This is a genomic window from Halopseudomonas salina (assembly GCF_014637955.1).
Lineage (GTDB): Bacteria > Pseudomonadota > Gammaproteobacteria > Pseudomonadales > Pseudomonadaceae > Halopseudomonas > Halopseudomonas salina.
Map to the genome: position 1 here is coordinate 136002 of NZ_BMFF01000008.1, position 20275 is coordinate 156276.

20 protein-coding genes are annotated in these 20275 nt (G+C 55.8%); 8 read left to right on the plus strand and 12 right to left on the minus strand.

Annotated elements, in window-relative coordinates; all coding sequences use genetic code 11:
• Positions 1-6 precede the first annotated feature (6 nt).
• On the minus strand, positions 7-294 hold the full coding sequence (locus tag IEV54_RS15800; protein WP_150279109.1) for a BufA1 family periplasmic bufferin-type metallophore: 288 nt from the start codon (positions 292-294) through the stop codon (positions 7-9).
• Between the two features lie 208 nt (positions 295-502).
• Here IEV54_RS15800 and bufA2 point away from each other — a divergent pair, with 208 nt between their 5' ends.
• From bufA2 to IEV54_RS15815, 3 genes are all read left to right on the plus strand, one after another.
• Positions 503-793, plus strand: a complete 291-nt coding sequence (bufA2, locus tag IEV54_RS15805; protein ID WP_188434482.1) for a BufA2 family periplasmic bufferin-type metallophore — start codon at positions 503-505, stop codon at positions 791-793.
• A gap of 115 nt (positions 794-908) precedes the next feature.
• A complete protein-coding gene (gene bufB / locus IEV54_RS15810; protein ID WP_150279110.1) occupies positions 909-1745 on the plus strand; it encodes an MNIO family bufferin maturase in 837 nt (278 codons plus the stop codon).
• Positions 1742-2512 (plus strand): HvfC/BufC N-terminal domain-containing protein, encoded by a 771-nt coding sequence (locus tag IEV54_RS15815; RefSeq protein ID WP_150279111.1) that lies wholly within the window; start codon positions 1742-1744, stop codon positions 2510-2512. The genes bufB and IEV54_RS15815 overlap by 4 nt, the downstream gene beginning before the upstream one ends.
• Positions 2513-2664: 152 nt before the next feature.
• Here the strand turns inward: IEV54_RS15815 and IEV54_RS15820 are convergent, their stop codons facing one another.
• The gene (locus IEV54_RS15820) at positions 2665-3612 is read right to left on the minus strand and encodes an endonuclease (RefSeq protein WP_150279112.1); all 948 of its coding nucleotides are present in this window, start codon (positions 3610-3612) and stop codon (positions 2665-2667) included.
• Between the two features lie 216 nt (positions 3613-3828).
• Between IEV54_RS15820 and IEV54_RS15825 the strand changes: the two genes are divergently transcribed.
• Both IEV54_RS15825 and IEV54_RS15830 read left to right on the plus strand, forming a co-directional pair.
• Positions 3829-5088, plus strand: a complete 1260-nt coding sequence (locus IEV54_RS15825; protein ID WP_150279113.1) for a PQQ-dependent sugar dehydrogenase — start codon at positions 3829-3831, stop codon at positions 5086-5088.
• A gap of 200 nt (positions 5089-5288) precedes the next feature.
• Positions 5289-7076 (plus strand): PAS domain S-box protein, encoded by a 1788-nt coding sequence (locus tag IEV54_RS15830; protein ID WP_150279114.1) that lies wholly within the window; start codon positions 5289-5291, stop codon positions 7074-7076.
• Positions 7077-7096: 20 nt separating this feature from the next.
• On the opposite strand, the gene IEV54_RS15835 is transcribed toward IEV54_RS15830, so the two are convergent.
• The gene (locus IEV54_RS15835) at positions 7097-8272 is read right to left on the minus strand and encodes a GGDEF domain-containing protein (protein WP_150279115.1); all 1176 of its coding nucleotides are present in this window, start codon (positions 8270-8272) and stop codon (positions 7097-7099) included.
• 345 nt (positions 8273-8617) lie between these two features.
• Between IEV54_RS15835 and IEV54_RS15840 the strand changes: the two genes are divergently transcribed.
• Positions 8618-9505, plus strand: coding sequence for an SDR family NAD(P)-dependent oxidoreductase (locus IEV54_RS15840; RefSeq protein ID WP_150279116.1), 888 nt, complete (start codon positions 8618-8620; stop codon positions 9503-9505).
• A gap of 206 nt (positions 9506-9711) precedes the next feature.
• Here the strand turns inward: IEV54_RS15840 and IEV54_RS15845 are convergent, their stop codons facing one another.
• Positions 9712-10041 (minus strand): nuclear transport factor 2 family protein, encoded by a 330-nt coding sequence (locus IEV54_RS15845; RefSeq protein ID WP_150279117.1) that lies wholly within the window; start codon positions 10039-10041, stop codon positions 9712-9714.
• Between the two features lie 125 nt (positions 10042-10166).
• Here IEV54_RS15845 and IEV54_RS15850 point away from each other — a divergent pair, with 125 nt between their 5' ends.
• Entirely contained in the window at positions 10167-11102 is a 936-nt protein-coding gene (locus IEV54_RS15850; RefSeq protein ID WP_223825542.1) for a LysR substrate-binding domain-containing protein, read from the plus strand.
• A 53-nt stretch (positions 11103-11155) separates the two neighbouring features.
• Here the strand turns inward: IEV54_RS15850 and IEV54_RS15855 are convergent, their stop codons facing one another.
• The 4 genes from IEV54_RS15855 to IEV54_RS15870 all read right to left on the minus strand — a co-directional run bounded on the left by IEV54_RS15855 (position 11156) and on the right by IEV54_RS15870 (position 15387).
• Positions 11156-11740: a DUF6151 family protein gene (locus IEV54_RS15855; RefSeq protein ID WP_150279118.1), complete on the minus strand. Its 585-nt coding sequence runs from the start codon at positions 11738-11740 to the stop codon at positions 11156-11158.
• Between the two features lie 115 nt (positions 11741-11855).
• The gene (locus IEV54_RS15860; protein ID WP_150279119.1) at positions 11856-13088 is read right to left on the minus strand and encodes an META domain-containing protein; all 1233 of its coding nucleotides are present in this window, start codon (positions 13086-13088) and stop codon (positions 11856-11858) included.
• Positions 13089-13200: 112 nt separating this feature from the next.
• Positions 13201-14298 (minus strand): NAD(P)-dependent alcohol dehydrogenase, encoded by a 1098-nt coding sequence (locus IEV54_RS15865; RefSeq protein ID WP_150279120.1) that lies wholly within the window; start codon positions 14296-14298, stop codon positions 13201-13203.
• 168 nt (positions 14299-14466) lie between these two features.
• Positions 14467-15387 carry a LysR family transcriptional regulator gene (locus IEV54_RS15870; RefSeq protein WP_150279121.1) on the minus strand — a complete coding sequence of 307 codons (921 nt, stop codon included), beginning with the start codon at positions 15385-15387 and terminating at the stop codon, positions 14467-14469.
• A 139-nt stretch (positions 15388-15526) separates the two neighbouring features.
• On the opposite strand from IEV54_RS15870, the gene IEV54_RS15875 reads away from it, so the two are divergent.
• A complete protein-coding gene (locus tag IEV54_RS15875) occupies positions 15527-16663 on the plus strand; it encodes a cytochrome b (RefSeq protein ID WP_150279122.1) in 1137 nt (378 codons plus the stop codon).
• 4 nt (positions 16664-16667) lie between these two features.
• Here IEV54_RS15875 and IEV54_RS15880 read toward each other — a convergent pair whose 3' ends face one another.
• The 4 genes from IEV54_RS15880 to IEV54_RS15895 all read right to left on the minus strand — a co-directional run bounded on the left by IEV54_RS15880 (position 16668) and on the right by IEV54_RS15895 (position 20161).
• Positions 16668-17537: an acyl-CoA thioesterase gene (locus IEV54_RS15880; RefSeq protein ID WP_150279123.1), complete on the minus strand. Its 870-nt coding sequence runs from the start codon at positions 17535-17537 to the stop codon at positions 16668-16670.
• Positions 17538-17591: 54 nt separating this feature from the next.
• Positions 17592-18290: a tRNA (adenine(22)-N(1))-methyltransferase gene (locus IEV54_RS15885; RefSeq protein ID WP_150279124.1), complete on the minus strand. Its 699-nt coding sequence runs from the start codon at positions 18288-18290 to the stop codon at positions 17592-17594.
• Positions 18291-18382: 92 nt separating this feature from the next.
• Positions 18383-18673, minus strand: coding sequence for a DUF1330 domain-containing protein (locus IEV54_RS15890; RefSeq protein ID WP_150279125.1), 291 nt, complete (start codon positions 18671-18673; stop codon positions 18383-18385).
• A 147-nt stretch (positions 18674-18820) separates the two neighbouring features.
• The gene (locus IEV54_RS15895; protein ID WP_150279126.1) at positions 18821-20161 is read right to left on the minus strand and encodes an MFS transporter; all 1341 of its coding nucleotides are present in this window, start codon (positions 20159-20161) and stop codon (positions 18821-18823) included.
• Positions 20162-20275: the final 114 nt, after the last annotated feature.

Here is a 20275-nt window from a genome sequence, read left to right on the forward strand (position 1 = left end):
GTTGGATTACCCCTCTATAGGCGCAAGCGAGCCCATGCCATTGGGCGTATCAATACTTTCACATGTGCCGGCTTCCACCAGTGTCCAGGCGTTGCCCTGGTAATCCGTGGTGGAGGTTCCTGCGCAACTGGTACCGGCACCGGCAGCGCAGTCGTTCTCTCCGGCTTTCGCGACACCGTAGCATTTCTCCATGGGGGTTTTTTCCTCGGCACCGGCCGTCGCAGCCATCAGGCCGCTTGCCAGAGTGGCAGTAAGGGTCAGCCCCGCAAGGCGGGCAATTGTTCGCGTGTTCATAGCAGTCACCGTTGTTCATAAGTTGAAGGTTTAGTGCGCCACTTTCCTCGCGGGCACATCTGCTAATTCGTTGGGCGTGTTCATTGGGTTACACCTGAAAAATAAAAAATCGGGTGTAACTTCTGATCGGGCGTGAGCGAACCAGTTAGTGCGCGCCTAACGCGTACTTCCTTCACTTGAAAACACACTGTTTGAAAAGGACCTGAGCATGAAAACATTTTCTCAAAAAGCGACCATGACCGCCGCCACCGCCGCTGCCTTCGCCATCCTCTCTTTGACGGCAAGCGCAGCAGAGCTCCCTGCTGGCAGCAAAGGCGTGGCCATTAACGCCGCAGACAAGGTGCATTGCTATGACGTGCACAGTTGTAAGGGTATGTCCGATTGCGCGACCACCGAGCACGACTGTAAAGCCCAGAACGCCTGCAAAGGGCACGGCTTCAAAGCGATGGAAGCCGGTGCATGTCTGAGCAAAGGCGGCACCATCGGTGACCTGGGCTGATTGGCCAAAGGCTAAATCTGGATTGAACGCCACCAACCTATGTATCTACCCAGTTTGACCGCCTGCATTCCCCCGGGAGTGCAGGTTCTAAAACTCACAGCTTCGGAGCAGAAATATGTCCAAACCCATAACCTTTCCCGGCTACGGGCTGGGCCTTCGCTCGCCCCACTATCAGAACTTTCTTGAGCATCAAGTGCCTGTGGATTTTGTGGAGGTGATTTCCGAAAACTTTATGATCGAGGGCGGCAAGCCACTGCGTATTCTCGAGCAAGTTCGCCAGAAACACGAAGTCAGCTTACATGGCGTATCCATGTCGGTTGGCTCTGCCCAGGGCTTGGATCAAGGCTATTTGGCCCGCCTCAGAACACTTGTCACGCGTATAGAGCCCTTGTGGGTTTCAGACCATCTCTGCTGGACACGAACCACCGCCCACAACAGTCATGATCTTCTCCCTTTGCCCTTGACTATGGAGGCACTGGAAATCGTTTGTGCCAATATTCATCATGCACAGGAATACTTGGGTCGCGCCATGCTGTTTGAAAATCCCTCGAGTTACCTGTCCTTTCCCGAAGACGAAATGACCGAGGCGCGTTTCCTGAAGGAGATGGTCTCGCGTACTGGTTGCTACCTGTTGCTGGACGTTAATAACCTGTGCGTTAACGCCCACAATCATAACTTTGACCCGCTGGAGTATCTGGAGCAGTTGCCGCTTTCGCGAGTCCGCGAAATTCACCTGGCCGGGCACACGCCTGGCGATATTCGCATCGACACCCACGATCGACCAGTATGCGGGGAGGTTTGGGCGTTGTACGAGAAGGTAGTGAACCGGGTTGACGGAGTGGGCACTTTGCTGGAGCGCGACGATGCCATACCGCCGCTGCCGGAATTGCTGGCGGAGCTGGACTGTGCACGGGACTGCGCGCGCAAGGTGAAACAGGAGACAGCGGCATGACCTCGCTCGCAACCATGCAAAACCAAATGATAGCCAGCCTGGTTGGTGAGGACGCTATTGTTTCCGGGTACTGGAGCAAGCAGCAACAGGCAGGATTGGCGGTGTACCGTAATAATTATCGCACCGCGACAATTGAGGCTCTGCACAACACCTTTGGGCGCACCTGTCGGCTGGTAGGCGAAGCGACATTTACCCGGGCGGCTATTCATCACCTTGTTCAACATCCACCGCACAGTTGGTCGTTGGATCATGTTGGCCAAGACTTTTGCTCGACCTGTGCGGCTCTTTTTCAAAACGATCCCGAGGTGTCGGAACTGGCGTGGCTGGAATGGGCCATGCATTGTGCGTTTACTGCACCTGATGTTGACGCTATGCAGGTGACCGCCTTTGCCGAGGCCACCGCTTCTTTTGAGTCAGACGCCTGGTATGAACTGCGCTTGCGATTCACCCCGGAACTCACCGCGCGCGTCGTTACTCATGATCTGATAGCACTATGGCAACAAACGGCAACGGCACAAGCCGCACTGCCGGTCGGCAAACTGAGCGCATCACACTCGGCCATCGTTTGGCGTGAAGGAGAGCTCCCGGTGTTCCGCCTTTTAGATAACTACGAGGCAGGCGCACTGCAAGCGATGATGGGCGGTGCGAGTTACGGCGATGCCTGTGAGATAGTCCTGGCTGCATGCCCTGCAGACGAAGCAGCAGCCGCTGCAGGAACCATGCTTAGTCGCTGGCTAACCGACGGGCTGGTTGTCAGCATCGGTTAAGGATTATTTATCGAGCTATAGGTACCGCATAGCCAGGCCTAAAGGGTGGTCCGTTCTCTGACTTTTGGAATCACACAGGAGGCTGGATCGTAGATACGTTTACCGACAGGCAAGACCTGACAGCTCTTCCTATGAATTTTGGCTTTCCGCTTTCAGCGGCAGTTGCCCGCCTTGCGGAAACCCTGGGTAATGGCTTCCTGTTCAGAGCCAAATTCGATCCGGTTTTTCTTGCCAATCTGCGTGTAGCCCGGGCAGCCATTTGGCAAGTGATACAGCTGACTGCGACTGTTACCTCGCACTCCAGCGCTCGCCTCCGGTGCTTCTGACATTGTGTTGACTCCTACGCTTTTAAGCCCGCCGGCCTGATTGCGATGGTGCAAGGTCCAGTAACGCGTGCCTGTGACGAAGGGGTTGTCGTGGCCCATCAGGCTGCTGACACGTCGGTTGCGCAGCTGCTCCCATTCGCTGGCCGGGAACTGCTTGTCCCAGGCCATCAACAGGCGTTGCTGTTGCTCTGCCAGCCGCAAGTCGTAATGATCGTGCATATAAAAGTAGGTGCGGGCGATTTGCCCTTTGACCGCGTTACGTGGCTCGGCCACACGCCCTTTGAAGTCCACCTTGAAGTCGCAGCGTCCATGCTGCCGTGGCGCCGACGGCAACACACCAAAGCGGTAGTTACTGCGGTCTGCATTAACTTCGCCGACGGTCGGGGTGAGGTTATGCAGATCGGCCTCCATGCGATTGAACAGCGGATCGGTGCGCTTGCAGTTGCTGCGTCCACCTTGCTGCCAGCATTGGCGCTGTTGTCCGAACAGCGAGGCCGGGACGATGTGCTCCCACTCAATGCGCTGGGCACGGTTGGGCTGGGCGCGTATCTGGTAATCGCAAGCTTGCAGATCAGGGCGACCGCCGGAGCGACCGGTCCACTCCCAGTTGCAGCCACAGTAGAGGCTGCCGAGTGTATTGCGATCATGATAGACCTGTTCGCGGGCCTGGTTTTTTGCGGCCTCGAATGAGACTGGAGCGGCAAGCAGCGTACTACTGAGTAACCACAGCGCCAGCAGGGAGGCGCCAAGCCCGTAACGGCTAAATCGATACATTGAACGGCTTATAGCAATGTACAACCGGGGTCCCGGCTACTTCTGGGCGGGAGTATACGTGATCTGTCTGATAATGCAGGTGCTGTTGAGGCACCAGATAAATGCTCACACATTTCGGGGTCTTATACCTGTATTCGGCTGCTAAGCTGTTTTACAAATGTCGTGAAATTCACGGCGAAATAACGGATCTGATTTCCCAACCACTCAGGAGCAACCATGGTCCCCTTCAGACATTCACTGATTTTTCTCGCCACCCTTGGGCTGTTGACCGCCTGCGATAACTCATCGAATCCGGGTAACCAGGAGCAGCTTTCAGCACCTACCAGCGCTGTCGAGGCAGCGCCGGAAGAGGCGGCTCCCGTTGCTACCGACACAGAAACTGCCGAAACGATGGCGGCACCTGATCAGGACGAAATGGAAACAACTGACTCTGGTTCGTCTTTTTCGATGACCGAGATCGCGCAGTTCGAGTCACCCTGGGCCATGACATTCCTGCCAGACGGTCGCCTTCTGGTGACGGAGATGGCAGGCAACCTGCGTCTGCATGATCTGGGGGCAGGCGAAACCGAGAGTATTGAGGGCGTGCCCGACGTCGTTCATGCCGGGCAGGGCGGATTGGGTGATGTGCTGTTGCACCCGCAATTTGCAAGTAACCAGCAGATCTATATCAGCTATGTCGAGGCTGGTGACGGTGGCTCCGGTGCTGCGGTAGCCCGGGCCCGGCTGGTATTGGACGAGAATGGTGGTGGCTCGCTTGAGGATCTGGAAGTGATCTGGCGGCAGACGCCGAAGATGTCTGGCGATGGTCATTTCGGCCACCGTCTTGCATTTGATGATGAGGGAATGCTCTGGATCAGCTCCAGCGAACGTCAGGAGTTTGATCCTGCCCAGGACATGACGGGCAACCTGGGCAAGATGGTCAGACTGAACGACGATGGTAGCGTGCCTGAGGGTAATCCCTTTACCGATCAGAGCGAGGTCGCGGCCCAGGTCTGGTCATTGGGGCACCGAAATATCCTGGGCATGGTCTTCGATGCTGAAGGCAGGTTGTGGGCCCATGAAATGGGTCCCAAAGGTGGCGATGAGCTGAATCTGATCGAAAAAGGTGCCAATTACGGTTACCCAATAGTATCCAATGGCGAGCACTATGACGGCAGGCCCATCCCCGATCACGATACTCGTCCAGAGTTTGAAGCGCCCGTTATCAGCTGGACGCCGGTTATCTCACCAGCGGGCTTCATCATCTATGACGGAGAGCTTTTTCCTGAGTGGCAAGGCAGCGGCTTTATCGGTGGCCTTTCGTCTCAATCCCTCGTGCGTGTCGAGTTCGATGGAGAGAGTGCGCGGGAGGCAGAACGTTTTGACTTGCAACAACGTGTGCGTGAGGTTGAGCAAGGTCCGGACGGGGCGATCTGGCTACTGGAAGATGGTAAACGGGGAGGCAACGGCTCGCTGCTGAAGTTGACGCCCCAGTAGTAGGTCTGCGGCAGAGCCAGCTTATTTCTGGCTCTGCTACTAAGTTTTAAGCATCACCTCTGCGCCGTATCTGTGCCGTGCTGAATAAAGTTGGTGGTTGTAAACAACAGACACACATTTTACTTGAATTGATTTGAAATGGTCATGGCGTGATTTATTGTATTACCAGTAACAATGAACTGCCCGCATAGAGTATCGCCATGATCAGAACACTGATAGCTCGTTTAGTTGGGCGCAGCTCGAGCCAGAACCAGATTCTGGAGCAAGCACTTGACGCCGTTGTATCGATTGACGCAAGAAACAATGTGACTTTTTTCAACGCTGCGGCTGAACGACTCTGGGGTATATCGAGGCGAGAGATCCTTGGCCAGAATGTTAACAAACTGGTCCCGATGTCGATTCGTGCAAGCCATGACGATCTGGTTAACGCTAACCGGATCACCGGTCAGGACAAAATAGTCGGCACATCCAGGGACGTACTTATCGAACGCGCCGACGGCGGCAAGATATGGGCAAACCTTTCGCTGTCGAAAGTCAGAATGGGCCGAGAGATTACCTACACTGCGTTTGTCAAGGACATCAGCGCGGAGCGCAATAACCGGGAAAGTATTCGACAGATACTCGAGCAGAGTATTGATGCGGTTGTCAGTATTGACGAGTTGAACTGCGTAACATTTTACAACGCCGCCGCTGAACGCTTGTGGGGTTACGCGGCTGGTGAGGTCATTGGTAAGAATGTTCGTATGTTGGTACCTCGAGTTATCCAACATCAACATGATGACTTGGTTAACGCCAACCGGCGCACCGGAGTCGACAAGATTGTCGGCACCTCCAGGGAAGTTGAAATTGAACGCAAGGATGGCAGTAAACTCTGGGGTAGCCTGTCTCTTTCAAAGGTACAGCTTGAAGGTAAAACACTGTACACCGCCTTCATCAAGGACGTTACCGCTCAAGTTATGCAACGCGAAAGAGTCCGACTTCTCTCGCTTGTGGCAGACGAAACGGACAATGCAGTCATCATTACCTGCCCCGAGGGTCTTATTGATTATGTCAATCCAGGGTTTGAGCGCCTGACCGGATATAAGTTGTTTGAGGTGCAGGGTAAAAGGCCTGGCCCACTGTTGCAGGGTCCTCATACAGATAGTGTAACGGTCGCGAATATCCGGTCAAAACTTCATGCCCAGGAGCCATTTTATGATGAAATCCTCAACTATGATCGCCATGGCAAACCCTACTGGATTTCGTTAGCCATCAACCCGGTTTTTGATGAATCAGGACAACTCAAACAGTTCATATCCATTCAGGCCAACATTACAGATACTAAACTCAAGGCGCTGGACTTTACCGTCAAGCTCCACGCTATAGGTGCTACTAACGCGATACTCGAGTGGAATGCTCAGGAAAAGGTGGTAGATGCCAACCCCTTCTTGCTCGAACTGCTCGGTTACTCCTCGGTCAAGGACCTGCCAGGCACTCAGTTCGACCTGGAAAACTTTGTAGATCGGGCCGGATTGACGCAGCTCAAGCAAGGCCAACCTGTACAAATGGACAAGACCGTTTTCGACAAACAGGGCAAAACCCACTGGTTGTCAGCTACCATCAGCCCAGCGCGGGGATTTGATGGGGCGATCCACAAATATGTGATGTTCGGGACTGACTCGTCTGTACGCATGCAAACCATCGAAAAAACCAAGGAGGCCATGCAACAGGTGGTCGACTCGAGCCAGCGGATAGGCGCTATTGTTTCCACCATCAACGGGATTGCTGCACAAACCAACTTGCTATCCTTGAATGCCGCTATCGAAGCCGCAAGGGCCGGAGAAGCGGGTCGAGGGTTTGCCGTTGTTGCGGATGAAGTGCGACAACTGGCCATGCGATCAGGCGCCTCGGCAAAGGAAATCAATGAGCTACTGAGTGAAACGGTGTCGCGCATTGACGGTTTGGCAGATACCCTCAGCCGTTTGTCCAACAGAGGAGGCAGTGGCTAGCTTCCAAACCCCAGTTACACCTAGTACTTCGTGTCTGCATCCACCAACTCGCGACCAGCTAACCGCACTGTATTTCGTCCTGCCGCTTTGCATTCATACAGCGCGGCATCTGCCTGAGCGATGAGGCTGTTGCCGTTGTCTTTGGCGTTTGGCACACCGACCCACACGCCGGCACTGAAGCTCTGGGGAATGCTTTGCTCGCCAAACTGGGTGTGATTCTCTGAAATGGCAAGGCGCAGATCTTCTGCCGCTTTCATGGCCCCCTCCACGGTGACGCCGGGCATCATCAGCAGGAACTCTTCTCCGCCGTAGCGGCCCAGACGGTCGGTCTGTCGCAGTCTATTTTTCATCTGTTCAACGCAGTGCCGCAACACCTCGTCGCCAGCCAGGTGTCCATGCTGGTCGTTGATATTCTTGAAATGATCCAGGTCGATTATGACGATGGCCAGGTTCGTCTCAGTCCTTCGCGCACGTTCTATTTCACGCTCAAGCTCTTCCAGAATGGCGCGTCGGTTGGGTATGCCGGTGAGGGCATCGCGCAGGGCAAGATACTTGAGCGCTGCCTCACTGCGCTCCTTGGACATCAGCACCAATCCCAGCGAAAGCATCATCACCGTCACCGTACCCAGGCTGATGGAAATGGATTGCCTGAGGTTACTGACGTCATAGCGCATTTCCACTGCGCTGCCCCCAACAATGGAGACAACTCGGATAAGGACGCCTATCAGACTGATACCAGCGCCGACAATCAGCAGAATATGAGCGCGTCCGCCCGGCTGGGCGAAATGTGCTGCCCAGCGGATGATGAATGCGCACTGGATCATGAGTATTACCGACGCCACCAGTGTTCGCGGCTCCAGCGTATTGAGCAGTAGGGTCAGCAGGAGTATCTGGCAGACCGGCAGGCTGAACAGCCAGAACCAGGGTACGCGGTGCTCGGCGATACGGAAAATACTCGCGGTGTAGAAGGCCACTGCGACTGAAAGCAGTGAGTTGGGCACCGCGTAGGTAATCCACAGGGAGGCATGGCCGAACAGGGTGAAGCACACGTAGGCCAGAGCGTGTGCCAGCAACCCGGCCCCTACCGTCAGCATGCCGTCGCGTTGGTTGAAGCGCCCGACAACCAGCAGACAAAAGGCCATGATCAATGCCACCCAGGCCACAGAGGCGAAGATGGTTGGCGTGTGAGCGATCATGGGTAAAGCACCGCGCAGGCCGGGCGGCCCGGATGGTTTGTAACTGGAAGAGAGAAGGGCGCCGGTACGTTTATTTTTTTGCCTATACCAAGTACATCTGACGTCTAGCTCGCAGATTGTTCACGTGTGTTGCCGTCAAAGTGTCTTGTCGTGGTTTTTGGTTTCCTTGTCTAGGAAATATAGCAGGTCAGCACGCGGTTGCAGAGGCTTATGCCGCAGAATAATGGATAAAGATAGTGCTGTACCGACAGTGCAGATCCGGCGCACATTGCAGCCATCTAGTATCAGCTGCCCGATTCTACCGATTTGTGAGCAGATCGCGGCGAGCACCAAAAGGAGCGGGAAATGAATGATTTTGCAGGCAAGACCGTTGTTGTCAGCGGCGGCGCCGAGGGCATTGGTTTAAGTATTGCTCTGGCGATGGGCAAGCAGGGCATGAACGTCGTCTTGGGGGATATAGATGCGCATCAGTTGCAGCTCGCAGAACAGGAACTGCGCCAGGCGGGCATCCAGGTACTGACCGTGCAGATGGACGTAACCCAGATTGATCAGTGGCAAGCGCTTGCTGCACAAGCCATTGAACGCTTTGGCAAGATTCACATGCTGGTCAACAACGCTGGCGTGGGCGGCGGTACCGGCAGCATCGAGCAAATGGACAACACCGAGTGGCGTTGGGTAGTGGACGTTAACCTCATGGGCGTTATCAACGGCACCCAGGTTATGATCCCCCACATCAAGCAGCACGGCGAAGGCGGCTGGCTGCTGAATGTTGCCTCCATGGCCGGTATGGGCGGCGTGCCCTACGGCGGAGCCTACACGGCCACCAAGGTCGCCGTTGTGGGTATGTCGGAAAGCTGGTTTGCCGAATTGAAGCCACACAACATTCAGGTGTCTGTGCTGTGCCCGGCATTTGTAAAAACGCGCATCAATTTGTCCGCGCGTAACAAGCAAAGCAGCTACAAAGGCCAGAGCGCCAAGCGCGAAGCCTCGCCACAGCAGGCAGCAATGGCGGCGCAGATGCAAAAGATCATCGATAACGGTTTGCCGGTTGAGATTGTGGGAGAGCGCGTGGTGGAGGCCCTGAACGCCAAGGAGCTGTACATCTTCACTCATCCCAACTATCGCCCAACAACTCAAGCCCGTGCCAAAGCCATCGATGAGGCATTTGAGCGTGCCGCTGCCAGCCCGTTGCTGGCTGATGTGGCGGGTCAGGAAGTTATCAGCTTCGGTTGAGGGGTGAGGGGAGTTGGGCGGCTAAGAGATCAGGGTCAGGCCTTGCTTTTTGCTCTGCTGGCGATCCGAATTACCTGGAAATAGTGCAAGCCAAAGTGGTTGTCGATGAATTTATCGCCGTGCAACCACTGATGCGGGGGAGGGTAAGAGGCAAGGCCAGACTCCTGGTTTTCAACGAACCCTGGTTTTGCCTAGTTGGATATCCATCATGGCCGTATCTCCAGCGATTGAATCCGGTCATTTTTAAGAACGAACAGGTGATCGAGCTCAAGCGGGCTCCCGGGGAAGTCTCCAACGATCCGCGCTTCGACAGTGAGGTGATTTCCCGCACTGGAGGCACTAAGCGGCGTTACCGTGAATGAGAAGGCCTCCCGGACCTGGCGTTGCCAGGACTCGATGGCCTTGATCCCCTGGTGCTTCTTTTCTTCGTCGATGACGTTGGCGTCCACCGCAAAGCAATCAGCCACTCGCGACGGATCAGCTCCATTGGAAATTTCAAAAAAGAGGGTTACTGCATCAGGTAGCTGGATGTTCATCGCCTATCTCCTATAACGGTTGGAAAGTCCCGCCGGGGCAGCTGAAACGTCATGCCGCCCTTACCAACAGGTCTTGCAACTATATTAAGGCTAGGGAATAAGTTCGACAATTAGGATAAAGTGCAATGACCTATCCCGAAAAACAGGATGGTCTTATGTCACGTTATCGACCAACTCTGCTGGAGCTGGAAGCTGCCCTGGCCGTTGCGAGCCGTGGCTCGTTTCGTGCAGCAGCGATTGATGTGGATATGTCGGCCACCGCACTCAGCAACACCATTGCCAGACTCGAAGGCGGATTGGACACGCGGCTGTTCAATCGAACTACGCGCAGCGTGGCGTTGACCGAAGCTGGAGGGATATTCGTCGACCGAGTTGGGCCGGTATTACAAGACATGCACAGCGCTCTCGACTATGTGCGCTCGCATAGCACAATCCCCTCAGGCACATTGCGCATCAATACATTCGCAAGCGCGGCGAGGGAAATCCTCTCGCCCCTCGTGCTGAACTTTATGCGGCAACACCCGAAGGTGGAAATTGACCTAATGACCGAAGGTCGCCTGGTGGACATCGTCGCTGAAGGGTTTGATCTGGGGGTACGAGCGCGGCACCTGGTTCCCCGCGACATGATCGCTATTCCACTCGGGCGGCCGCAGGGCAATGCTGTGGTTGCCTCGCCCGCCTTTCTGGAAAAATACGGCTTACCTGAAACGCCTGCGGATCTGCTGTACTTCCCCTGCATCCGTATCCGTCTGCCCAACGGCGCCTCCTATCCGTGGTTGTTCGAGGGCAACGGCGAGGCGCTTAGAATCGATGTCACCGGACAATTGACCCTCGACGAACCGAGCCTGGCGAAAGCGGCCGTTCTGGAGAGCGTGGGGCTTGGCTTTTTTATGGCGTGCGACGTCCGGACCGAGATCGAGACGGGACAGTTCGTCCAGGTGCTGAGAGACTGGACGCCGCCGCGGGACTCGCTCTGCCTGTACTACCCCAACCGGCGCAATCCTTCCGCCGCACTCAAGGCCTTTACTGAATTCGCCCGATGCCAGGTTAGCAACTTATAGACCTGCCCCGCTTTTTTATCAGCTTCGGCCTGGCGGTGATGGTAATGAAGAGCTCATATCTTCTCGTCCGGGCGTAAAATATGCGGGCTAGCCAGCGGCTCCCCTTTGGTGTTGAACAAGGGGTTGGGTCGCCCTTGACCGCTGAGTTTCCAGCCAATGATTTTCATCAGGAGCTTGCCAACATAGCCACGTGCGGGTGCCGCATCCAACTGGCTTTTGGGTATTTGACCAGTCGCCCCACGCAGATTGACACAAGCGCGTACCGGACCAAGCTTGGCTTCGCGTTCAGGATCGACAATAAAGCTGTGGATTAACCCAATCATCGGCACCCGAGGCGCCAGGCTATTGCACAGGGGAGTGTTACAGCAGCCGGCATACCAGCGATAAAGACCTTTTTCGCTCAGGCGCAGGCAGCGAATCTGTTCCAGGCCCTGTTGAATTTGCACGCGTGCAGGCGGCAACTGGTAGATGTCGGTACCGCCTTGCTCGTCGAGAACCTCTGCGCCCGCCTTGAGGGCGTGGGCAAAGGCCTGGCAGTCCTTGCAGTAACAGATGACGCGGGTACCGTCCGCTGGATTCACTTTGATAGCGCGGCCTTTTATCTGGCCACAACGACACTGAAGTGCCAGGTTATCCATTATCTTGCTCCTTGCAGTGTTTATCCGACGGGTGTTCACGGACAGGTCTTGCTTTGCACTGACAATCCAACTTACCCGGGAATAGACCCGGCCGTGCTGTCGGGTGCGGTCCCGTTCAGGGGCGGTGCGCGGTCAGCAGGATGTTATCCTCTGGTCCTCCGATCAGAAGCAACGCGCCCGCATCATCGATGTCGAAACGCCGCACCTGTTCCAGTGCATCCAGCACTCCCTGCTCTTGCGTCATTAGTGCGTCTCGGCATGCCATCATCGTCGAGCCCACCTGCCTGAAGGTCAGTCCCTCTCCGGTCAGGTCATACCCGCCCATGAATCGATTGCACCCCGTACCACCCGATACGCGGCCACCCTCGCTGAACTCGATGGTGACGGTTGTGCTGTCTATGACCTCCTTGTTAGCTACTTCTTGGATCTGCCATACAACCCCGGTCAGCAGACTGCTCGGGTCGCCGCCGCAGCCATGCAACTCGCGATCGTCCAGTTTCAGCATTGCCCTGTGCGGATGAGGCATGCCGGTGGCGTTGTCGCGACAAAGCTGCTCCCTCAATGTCAGACTTGCATTGATTCCCGGCATATCGAACAGATAGGTTCCGGGTGCGACCAGCACCTCGGGGCGCGGAGCCGTGCGCGTCAAGGCCCCGTAATCTGCCACAACGTCAACCTGGGTCTCTGTAATCTCAAGATTCCAGCCCGGCTCGTTCCCAGACGCGTTATATGGCTCGGCGCTTTTGTCTATCAGTGTGCATTCAGGCAGTTCGTCTCCCGCGACGATGACCATGGCCGACTTGCCCTTGGACCATAACTCGGTCCTGTCATCACCTTCGGCTACATACCGCGCGCCGGACGCTGCGATGGTTTCAACCATCCTGTAGTCCTGTCCGTGCACACGCATGATGGCGTCATTGTCGATGACTCCGAAGAGAGCCTCGGTTCCGTCACAGTCGAATCGGCTGGCGAAGGACAGCGGTGTAACGCTTTCGAGACGCATAGCACCCAAATCGACAGGTTCCGCTCCGCGAGCGAATCCGACATCCTCCGCGAGCCACAAGGGCTGACCGTTGACGCTAATGACCGCACGTAAACTGCCCGAGATATCACTTGGCACCTCTAGGGAAAAGGGTAGCGGCACCTGCTGGCCTTCGGTCTTGTAACGCTTGAAGCCTAACTGCGTACCAAATGCACCTTGGGCGGCTACAGACACCTCCGCATCCAGCGGTAAGGCGATCCTTGGAAGATAAATGAGCTGCCCGGAAATTTGCCGGCTGTGATCTTGGGCATGAGATGCCGTCGATACGCTGACAGTCAATATGAGGAAAAGCGAAAAAAGACGCATCAGGTTTCTCCGAAGTAATCATGCGACGTACCTGAGCCTTTATTTTATTCACGCAGATGTCAATATTTCCGCGCTCGCTCCGGCTGCACACTGAACCCGGCTCTGTTGCTGGTCAGGGCTTAATCGCCACTTTCAATACGCCGTCGCGCTGGTGGCCAAACAGTTCGTAAGCATCCACAATCTTATCCAACGCGTACTCGTGGGTCACCAGCGGCGCGAGGTCCAGCCGGCTTGATTCAAGCACATTCATCAGGCGCCGCATGCGTTCCTTGCCACCCGGGCACAGGGCGGTATTGATCTTGTGATCGCCGAGCCCGGCTGCGAATGCGCCCAGCGGGATGATCAGATTCTCGGAGTACACCCCCAGACTGGAGAGCGTGCCGCCGGGTTTGAGTACCTGCAGTGACTGGGCGAACGTCTGCTGGGTGCCGAGCGCTTCGATTGACGCGTCTGCGCCTCGCCCGCCGGTGAGCTTCATGACTTCTTCCACTACATCGCAGTTGCGGTAATCAAGGGTGATGTCGGCGCCGAGTTGGCGGGCAATGCCAAGGCGGTGGTCGTTGCCGTCCACTGCGATGATGGTGGTGGCGCCCAGTAGTCGAGCGCCGGCGGTGGCACACAGACCGATCGGGCCCTGGGCGAAGACCACGACAGTATCACCGATTCTGATATTGGCGTTCTCCGCGCCCTTGAAGCCGGTGGACATAATGTCCGGGCACATCAGCACCTGTTCGTCAGTCAGGCCATCCGGGATGGGCGCCAGGTTGGCCTGCGCATCGGGCACCAGTACGTACTCGGCCTGGGTGCCGTCGATGATATTGCCGAAGCGCCAGCCGGCTGTAGCCTTGTAACCGTGGCAGCCGCACTTGCCCTCAGCGGTCAGGTAGCTTCCATCCTGTGAAGCGAGGCCATCCTGCGCGGCATAGGAGTTGAAGTTCGGACAAATGGCGCCGGCAATCACGCGCTGGCCTTCGCGGTAACCCTGCACGGCGCTGCCCAGTTTCTCGATCACACCGACAGGCTCGTGCCCGATAGTCAGGCCTTTCGCTACCGGGTACTCGCCCTTGAGGATGTGAATGTCCGTGCCGCAGATCGTGGTGGTGGTAATACGTACCAGCGCATCGTTAGGGCCTACGCCTGGAATGGGCTTGTCAGCCAGTTCGATTCGTCCGGGCTCAATAAAGATCGCCGCCCTCATCATCTCAGCCATGGCAGTTTCTCCAGATAGTGGATGGCGAATCACGGTCGTAATTCACCTGAGCCCTCAAAGCCTAGTTCGCTTAGGCTTTTAGAAGCTTGACCTGGGTCATGAAACCGATAGGGGGCGTCGTGACCTCCGCAATTTTCTCTGATCCCATTTAGTCTCCATTCAGTCCATTTATCTCATGGTTGGCAGATCAATGCTGCGTAACCGCGACACCAGAAAATCAACGGCCACTTTGACCTTCGGCACATGGTAGCGTTGCTTCTGATATAGAAGAAATATCGCCAGTCGGGGATTCTGTGTCACATGCAAGGGGTGATCGAGAATTACCTCACACAGCGATCCGTCTTCCAGCGAGGGGGCGAGCGACCAGCGCGGCGCCATCATGATCCCTTTCCCGGCAACCGCTTGTTGTCCTAGCCAGTTCCCGTTGTTGGAAATCGCGAATGCCGGCGCCGACACATCGCGCCACTCCTCTTCGATTTTACAAAGCCAGGGGTTTGGGCCGGTGGGCGTTCGAAAATACAGCCCTTTGTGGTGGCGTAGTTCCAATACGGATTCCGGGGCCCCCATCTGCTCGATGTAGGAGGGCGCCGCCACCAGAATGAATTCATTGTCCATGAGTCGGATTGCCTGCACCCGCTCATTCGGCGCATACCCACCCCGGATGGCGATGTCGACCTCATCCCTGCCCAGGGTCATCACTTCATCGGTGAGACTTACATCCAGGATGACCTCCGGAAAAAGGGTCCTGAATTCGTCCAGTAAGGGAAGCACCTTGCTTTCACCAAAGCCGGCCATCGCGCTAATGCGCAGCTGGCCCATGGGTCTTGCCTGGTAGCTACGCACGGCTTCGTCAATCTGGTCCAGTTGATGCAGAATGTCCTGCACCTGCTCGTAGTACATCTTGCCGATCTCGGTAGGCTGCACCACGCGAGTCGTCCGCTTCAACAAGTTTGCTCCCAGGCTACCCTCCAGGTCGGCAACACGCCTCGACAACGACGACGGTGGGACTGAGTAGGCCTTTGCTGCTTGGGTAAAACTGCTGGTTTCCACTACTTTGCAGAAGTAGCGCAGCGCTTTGAGCTGATCCATGGGGCTTCCCGGGTTTGATCCGTCACATCGGTTCTATTGCTTTTATAGCAATAGTATTACCCAGAATGGGCCGTTTTTATACGTGAATAGGTCAGGAATACTGCTTACCTCACGCTCAAGATAAAAACTGGAGACGCCCATGAGCACTTTTATAAAAATCCAACCCGTTGCCCATCCTTCCGGCAACTCTATCGGGCCAGATCTGTTCATACCCTTGAACAAGAAGCGCGGCAATATTCACGGTTTAGCGATACCAGAGCACCTGGTTCAGGCGCCTGAACTGCTGAAAAAGCTCACGCCTTACGTAATGGCTTCCCTCTTATTGTTAACGACTCTGGTGTGGCCGAGCATCGGCCATGCTGAAAATGCTCTCAATTTGGCGGCAGGTGGCCATGGACCTTCGCCACGAATAGCCGGAGATATAGACAGCTGGACGGCCCTGGCAATTCTTCTGCTATCGGTTTCCACCGCCTGGGCATTAAATTATCAAGCTCCAATAGTGCGAGGGTTTGGGAGCATCTTGTCAGCATCCGGTTGTCTGGCTGTTGCTGCCTGGTTTTTCTGGTTTGTGATTGGCTCAGGGTTCCTGGAAAACCCCAAACCGAACCAAACACCCCTGGACTCAGCCAAACCGGCTTTGCTCTGGATACAAGGCAGTATTGCCTTGCTGGCTGGATTGTTTTTACTGCTTGTGGCCCGCAGGCAGTTTGCCAGTAACAAGACACTGATTTTATCAATGGAAAATGAGCAACAGCGCTACGGACGCGTATCTCGCTTCCTGCACTGGACGATAGCAATACTCTTTCTGGCGCTTATACCGATGGGGATTTTCGCGTCTATCATTCCCGAAGGCACCGAGTATCGGAACGCCTACTATGTGGTGCATAAAACTCTGGGCGTCGTTGTCTTTGCTTTGCTGCTCACGCGCCTGGTCTGGAATCGGATATCGAAACGCCCCGAACTGGACCCGTCGCTCAAGCCCTACGAGCGTAAACTCGCGCACGGGGTGCATATCGCTTTGTACGGCATGATGATTGCGATACCGGTCACCGGATTTGTCATGACCAGCTTCCATGGTTATCCCACCTTCTTTTTTATCTGGGAATTGCCGCCGCTGTGGGCACCCAGCGATACCGCGACCATCATTTGGGGCACCCTGCACAAGTACCTGCTGCCTTACTTGCTGTATATCATTCTAGGTGCGCATATCCTGGGCGCTTTAAAGCATCACTTTGTGGACAAGCATAGCGCTGCGTTCAAACGCATGGTGGGCTGACGGCTCACTCCACCAGTCTGATCAGGCCTTCCTGTGCTACCGAGGCGACCAACTGCCCATCCCGGGTAAAGATACTGCCTCGGTTCAGTCCGCGCGAGGCACCGGACCAGGGGCTGTCCATGACATACAGCAGCCAGTCCTCGGTTCGAATCTCGGCGGCGTGGAACCAGACCGCGTGGTCGATGCTGGCAGAACGTATTTGAGAATGGCGCCAGGTCATTCCATGGGGTCGCAAGCAGGTGCTGAGCAAGGACAGATCCGACGCATAGGCCAGAATGGCTCGCTGCAATGCCGCGTCGCTCCCTATCGACTCGCGACAGCGAAACCACGTCTTTTGCTGGTCCATGGGCTCGACAGTCATAAAGCTCGCCTCACCGCTGACTGGGCGGACCTCGAAGGGGCGCTCCCGGATCAGAGCATGGTAAAGCTTCTCGGGGAGTTGCTCTGCGTGCGCCCGGGCCAGATCCTGCTCATTAGGCAAGCCTTCGGGCCCCTGCGCCTCTGGCCGCGGTTGTTGATGGGCCAGTCCTGGCTCGAGCGCTTGAAACGAAGCCGTCAGGCTGAAGATCGGTTTGTCATTCTGACGGGCAACGACTCGGCGGTTGCTGAAGCTACGACCGTCCAGGTCGGCGAAGACTTCATAGTGGATCGGCAGGTCGCTGTCGCCGGGACGCATGAAATAGTTGTGGGCCGAATGGACCTGTTTCTCAGGAGCCACCGTGTTAGAGGCCGCCATCAGCGCCTGGGCCAGTACCTCTCCGCCGAAGATGCGGCCGTGATCGCCCTCACGGCGATGTCCAATAAAGCGGGTCTCGTCGATCTGGTCTACGCCCAGCAGATCGGACAGCAGGGTCTTGCGTTTCGGTTCGTTCATGGGGGCAGGGTCTCGTGCCAATGGGGGAGAGGGCCAAGGCCGAGCAGGACTTTATCACAGACCGCCGGTGCTGATTGTGACCGCGCGATAAGCATCAATAGCCTCTCGCGCATTGTCTGCACTGCCCTTTTGGCTGTTCTGATAGTGCTTCAGCGTCTTGTGCAGGTAACGCCTTGCAATGCTCTCCTGCGCGGGAGTACCTGCCTGCCAGATCTTATCGCCCACGGGGCTGATCTTATGCCACTCGGCAATTCCCTTCTGGTCTGCCGAGACGAGCAATACCTCATAAAAACGCTGGTTGTCGCTCAGCAGCACTTCCTCTTTTAGCCTGAAATCCAGAGCAATTAATTGCTGGCGCAGATCGTATTCCTGATGAACCGGGCAGAGCAGGAAATCGAGCTGGGCGCCGGGATGCGTGCGATGAATCTCCTGAATAAAGCGCGTAATCAGCTCTCCACCCACGCCGGCAATGATGATCAGGTGTTTGCCGGGATAGTGCTCCAGCGGCAATGCGGCAGTGTCCAGGCAGTGGGTATGCCAGCTGTAATCTGCTACTGGATAAAAGCGCTGGAGTTTTTCGTTCAACTGATTGATCAGCCCGGGCAGCACGTCAACAAAGTGGATGTGCGGTGCCGCCTGATCGAAGAGCAGCGCTGCCCCTAGCAAGCCGTGATCACAACAGCAGTCCCATATGTGGGTATAACCGGGCGGGACCATGGATCTGATTTGTTTGAGGCGTTTGCTGAGTTTCACGATGGGGCCTGGGGCGCATGGCGGGAAAGTGCGCGGGGTGATTGGGGGCAGATAAAGTTTCCGGTAAAAGCTTATCTGACCCCAGTTACTGATTATTCCAATCCCTTCACTAATATAGAGTTCGCTGTACTTCCGGCGTTACGGTGCTTCGATATAGCTTGATACTCAGCCGATGTCATCCAGGCTAAAGCCGACTTTTTCGATGGGAACTCAATAATAACCGACCGAGTATCATCCCATTCGCCCATTAATACCGTTGGATCTTCATCGACACTCAATAGCTTCCCGTCGAATTTCTTGAAGACCTCTGCGAAGCCGGCTTCATATTGATCGTACTCGCTACGATCATGAATTTTAAATCTGGCAATTATATAAACGGACATGGTGTTTTTCTCCTGAATTTGCTTGGATTTTAGCGTAAGCAGGTCCAGAAGAACATTGGCCCGATGTGTGCGGGTTTGTCTGGTTCCTTGCTGGTCGTCCTGATTTTCCTGCACTGGCGGCAAGGACTGAGTTGCCAGGCACGGCACTTAATTGCTCGGCGCATCCTCGCGCCAGTTGTCTGCTACCTGTGTACCCCGGGCTTCATTGACCGGCAACACACAGATGATCGCAATCACGAACAGTACCAGGCAGAACAGAATGGCGTCGGCCAGACCAAAGGCCCATTGAATCAACCCCAGCCCGACGATGCCGAACACCGCTGCCAGTTTCGACGACATGCCCCAGAAACCGAAAAACTCGGCTGATTTGCCATTGGGCGTCAGCACGCCAACCAGGGCGCGCCCGGCAGACTGGGAGGAGCCCAGGCTGGTGCCCGCCAGAACGCCCGCGAACAGGAACACATACTGCGCCTGCCAATCCACACCAAACCAGCGGCCGAGCAGGGCGGTGAAGGCGGGCGTCTGCCAGATCGCCACAATGGCCAACAGCCAGAGCAGCAGCGAAATGATGTAGGTGGTGCGTGCGCCTATGCGGCTTTGGATGAAGCCAAAGCCGATAGCACCGATGGCCGCAGTGACCTGTACCGTCACGAACATGTAATTGCGTACCGCTTCGTCCCAGCCGATAACCTGGGCGCCGTAGATGAACGAGAAGGCGATGATGATGTAGATGCCGGCCATGGCGAAAAAAATCGATATCAGCAAGGTGCGCAGATCGCGAAACTGCTGAATCTCTGCCAGGGTGCGCTTGATGCGGGCCACGCCCACTTCCATCAGACCTTGGCCAGGCGGAAGCTTTTGCGCTGTTCCTCGCTCGCGTACCCAGAGGAAGGTCGGAATAGCCGCCAGCAGAAAAAAGATCCCGGCAAAAGGGCCGACCCAGCGAATGGTGTTGTAGTTTTCAAGAGTCACGTCGCCGAGAAAGAACAAGGTGAAAGCGGTGGCGATCAAGCCGCCGATATAACCCATGCCCCAGCCAAGGCCGGAGATCCAGCCCAATGCCTGGCGTGGGCCAAGGTCAGTCAGAAAACTGGAAATGAAACCTTCGCCCATTGAATAGGCGAAGTTCGACAGCAGGATCAGCAGCATTGCTACTGCAATCCAGCCAGGTTCGACGAAATAGAGCAGGGCGGTGGTAAATACCGTGAGCAGGTAGCTGGCAAACAGAAAGCGTTTGCGACTGGCCGAATAATCCATGATCGCGCCGCAGAGCGGGTTGGCGACCACCACCATCAGATAGCTGGCGGCCAGAGCCAAACTCCAGAACAGATTGCCCAGACGGTAGTCCGGCGCATCGCCGACAATGACGCGGGTAAAGAGGTCGCCGTAGATCACGGTAATGATCAGCAGGGTATAACCCTGGTTGGCGAAGTCGAACATTCCCCAGCCGAAAATTTCGCTTTTAGGAGCCAGTTCAGTCGTTTGCATTATGGAGTCCTTGGCGGCGGAGCAGCGTTGTTGCCAAGCGTACCTGATTAGACAGCTTCAGGCTGCATCCTTACCCAGGTTATGTTTATCTTGAAATATAAATATTGACACAAA